Below are 4,043 nucleotides of genomic sequence, written 5' to 3' on the forward strand. Positions count from 1 at the left end.
GGGCACCGGATCGGCGTCTACTACCCATCGCCGGATCCCTACCTGCGACTGCTGCTCCGCGCGTTCGACGAGGCGGAGATCGTCGTCAACGGGCCCTCCGCCACCGATCTCGGCCGCACGCCCGCCGGCCGGTCCCTCACCCGGTTGCTCGGGATCAACCCGGACCTCATGCCGCGGGCCGAACTGCTCTCGATCGTGGCCGAGGGGGCGGTGACGATCCTGGACGACCACGGGGCCCCGGTCTCGTCGCGCCGCCTGGAGTTGCTCACCCGCACGCGTGTCCCCGTGATCGGCGGCGGTGACTGGGCCCGCCTGGCCGACCACCTGGCCATCGAACCGGATCCGTCCGGGCCCCGGCCCGACGCGGTGTCCCCTTCCACCGGTGTCGAGTTCACCGACTCCGACCGGGCGGCCGCCGCGGCTCTGCTGCGCCTCGTCGATCAGGTCCGGTCCGCCCTCGCCGCCCTGGACTCCGCACGGTCCTGGTCCGAGGTCGCCGCGACGGTGAACTCCATGCTCACCTCGCTCTTCCGGCAGAGCCTCGACCGGGCGGCCGTGCAGGCCGCCGTCGGTTCGCTCGCCGACCTCGACACCATCTCTCCCGCGATCACCCGCGAGCGGATCGTGGGCGCCGTGACCACGCGGCTGGACTCCCTCGCCGACCGGGTCGGCGAGGAGGGAGCGGGCGTGAGCCTGGGCCCGATCGACGACGCGGTCGGCCGGGATCTCGACACGGTGTGCGTGGTGGGCATGGCCGAGGGCCTGCTACCCGTCCTCCACCGACCCGATCCGCTCCTGCCCGAGGGCGCGGTCGACCCCTCGGCGTCCGAGCTGCTCGACGAGCGCTACCGGGTGCTCCAACTGGCACTGTCGGCGGGCTCGGCCCGACGCCTGTGCTCGTTCCCCCGCGGGTCGATGCGGGGTGGCGGACACCGCATCCCGTCGCGGTGGCTCCTGCCCACGCTGTCGCGCCTCGCCGGTCGGCGGGTCCACGCCACCAGGTGGCAGGAGGCCCTGGAGGGGTGCCCCACCGTCACCGCCGTCCCCTCCTTCCTCGACGGCGTCCTCTCCCCGCCGTCCCTCCTGGGCCCCGATCCGGCCACCACCACCGAACTGCGCCTGCGCGAACTCGCGGCCGGCGGGTGGCGGGCGGGACCGGGGGCGCCGGAGCCGCTCCTGCGGGCCCACGAGATGCGCCGGGACCGGAGGCTCGGGGTCTTCTCACGGTTCACCGGGGACGTGTCCTCGGTGAACGACCTGGTGAACGTGCTCGACACACCGGTCTCACCCACCCGCCTGGAGGACTGGGCCCAGAGTCCCTACCTGTTCTTCCTCGGCACCGTGCTGCGCGTCCGAGTCCTCGACGATCCGGCGGCGGACATCGAGATGGACCTGCGCGACTACGGCGACCTGGTCCACGCGATCCTGCAGCGATACGTGTCCGCTCGACTCGAGCTGGGGGCCGGTCCGGACCGGGACCTGCTCATGCGTGCGCTCCGGGACGAGTGCGAGAAGGCCGTCACCGGGGCCCCCGGGTTGCTCGCCCCGCTGTGGCGCCGGCGGCAGATGCTCCTGGCCGCCGAGCTCGGCCGGTGGTTCGAGGAGGACAGCGCCGATGCCGACGCGGGCTGGCGGCCCACCGCCACCGAACTCGGATTCGGACGCGAGGTCCCCGGGGGACCGACGGCCCGGATCCCGTTCGAGGTGACCACCTCCCGCGGACCGGAGACCCTGCTCCTGGCCGGATCGATCGACCGACTCGACGTCCGGGGCGGCACACAACGCGTCACCGACTACAAGACCGGGAAGCCTCCCGGGTCGGAGCAACGCCCGAGCGAGGAGGACCCCACCGTGTCCGGCACCCGGTTCCAGCTCCCCCTCTACGCCGCGGCCGCCGCCACCGCCCGGGACGTGCCGGTGAGCGAGGTCCGCTACTGGTACTGCACCGAGCGCGGTGGGTTCGAGCAGATCTCCCTCGCCGTCTCGGACACCGTCATGGACCGGGTCCGCTCGGACGTCGGGAACCTGGTCGACGCCATCCAACGGGGCTGGTTCCCCCTCAAGGGCGGACGCGGGTCCTCCCGTGATCTGGCCGACCTCCTCGGGGGAACGGACCTGGACCGCACATGGGAGCGACTGTCCGGGCGGGAGCCATTGGCGTCCCACCCCGCGTTCGTCGGCATCGTCGCCGGCGACACCACCGAGACCCGATCGGAGTCAGCCTCATGAGCGTGCTCCACGACCAACCCGCCCGGGACCGGGTCGAGCGCGACACCACCGCCACCCTGTTCGTCGAGGCCGGGGCCGGCACCGGCAAGACCCACGCCCTGGTCGGCCGGCTCAGCACCCTCCTGCTCACCGACGGTGTGCCCGTGGACCGGATCGCCGCGATCACCTTCACCGAGAAGGCGGCCGCCGAGTTGCGTGACCGGCTCCGCGTCCATCTGGTGGACCGACGGGACGCCGGCGACCAGCGCGCGGACGCCGCGCTCGCCGGGCTCGACACCGCCGCGATCGGGACCCTGCACTCGTTCGCCCTGCGCCTGCTCTCCGAGAATCCGCTGGAGGCCGGGATCCCGCCGAGGGTGACCGCCCAGCAGGACACCGCCGAGGCCACGGCCGTGGACGCCATGTGGCAGGAATGCGCGACCGTCCTGTTCGGCGGCGACCGGGACGGTTCGCGCTCCGGCGTCCTGGCCCGGGCCGTCGACGACCTGCTCGACGCCGGCGTCGGCACGCCCGCCTTCCGCGAGATGGTCGAGGCGCTGCACCGCGACTGGGACCGGCTCCCCAGCGGCCCTCTCCACTCCGGCGGGTCTCCCGACTCCGAGCTGCCCGACTCTCCCGATCTCGGCGAGATCGTCGCCGCGATCGGGTCGATCACCGGGTGGCGCGAGTCCTGCGTGGACGAGACGGACAAGCTCTACCAGACCCTCGCCGGCCACGAGGCGTGGCTGACGGACCTGCAGGCGGCGGCCACGGATCGGACGGCGTCACCGACCTGGGTCGAACTCCTCGGCAAGCCCATGACCGCAGGCCGGGGAGGCCGCGCCGCCGCCTGGGGGGACAAGGCCACCGTCGACGCCATCAAAGAGGAGATCAGGCGACTGCCCTCGATCTGCACCGAGGTCCTGTCCGCCCACTGGCGCCCACGCATCGCGATCATCCTGGACGCCCTCATCCCGGTCATCCGCAGACATGCCGACGACCGTCGCAGGCACGGCACGTTGCAGTTCCACGACCAGCTCGTGCTCGCCCGCGAGTTGCTGCAGGACCGGGACGTCCGGGACCGGGTCAGGGCCCGGTACACCCGGATCCTCATCGACGAGTTCCAGGACACCGACCCCATCCAGCTCGACCTCGCCACGCTCCTCACCGCCGAGGAACAGACGGACGGCACCGGGTCGGTATCAGTGTCAGGGACCGGCAGGCTCTTCACCGTCGGTGACCCCAAACAGTCCGTCTACCGTTTCCGGCGGGCCGACATCTCCACCTACCTGCGAGCGCAGCGCGGGGACGGAGTCGAGGTCGAACGCCTGAGCACCAACTTCCGGTGTTCGCGGGCGGTGCTCGACTGGGTCAACGAGGTGTTCTCGGAAGTACTCCTCGCCGCGGAGGGAGTGCAGCCCGACTACCGGGAACTGGAACCGGGTCCCGACCGGCCTCCGTTCGACCCCGCGCACGGCCCCCGCCCGTTCGTGTTCCGCACCGAGGACGTCCCCGAGCTTCCCGATCACTGTCCGCCGGACGCGAACGATGATGCACGACGCCACTGGACCGAGGCCTCCGATGTGGCCCGCGTGATCGCGACCGCCGTCCGCGAGCAGTGGACACACGAGTCCAGGGACGGCGGTCACACCCCGCTCCGCCTCGGGGACATCGCGATCCTGTTGCCCTCGCGGAGTTCGCTGCCCATGATCGAGAAGTGCCTCGACCACGCCGGGATCGATTTCCGGACCGAGGCGTCGTCCATCGTCTACGGCACCCCGGAGATCCGCGACCTCCTCCTCTCCGTGCGGGCCGTGGCCAACAGCGCCGACGAG

Annotated in this window: 2 protein-coding genes; both read left to right on the forward strand. The window is 72.3% G+C overall.

The features are described from left to right. On the forward strand, positions 1 to 2,229 hold a 2,229-nt coding region (locus G6022_RS15715; RefSeq protein ID WP_182691974.1), incomplete at its 5' end, for a PD-(D/E)XK nuclease family protein. Further along, the coding region (locus G6022_RS15720; protein ID WP_182691977.1) for a UvrD-helicase domain-containing protein at positions 2,226 to 4,043 on the forward strand (1,818 nt) is incomplete at its 3' end. The genes G6022_RS15715 and G6022_RS15720, both read left to right, overlap by 4 nt.

Origin of the sequence: Dietzia sp. Cai40, from assembly GCF_014145165.1 — a bacterium.
In the GTDB taxonomy this organism is placed as follows: Bacteria; Actinomycetota; Actinomycetes; order Mycobacteriales; family Mycobacteriaceae; genus Dietzia; species Dietzia natronolimnaea.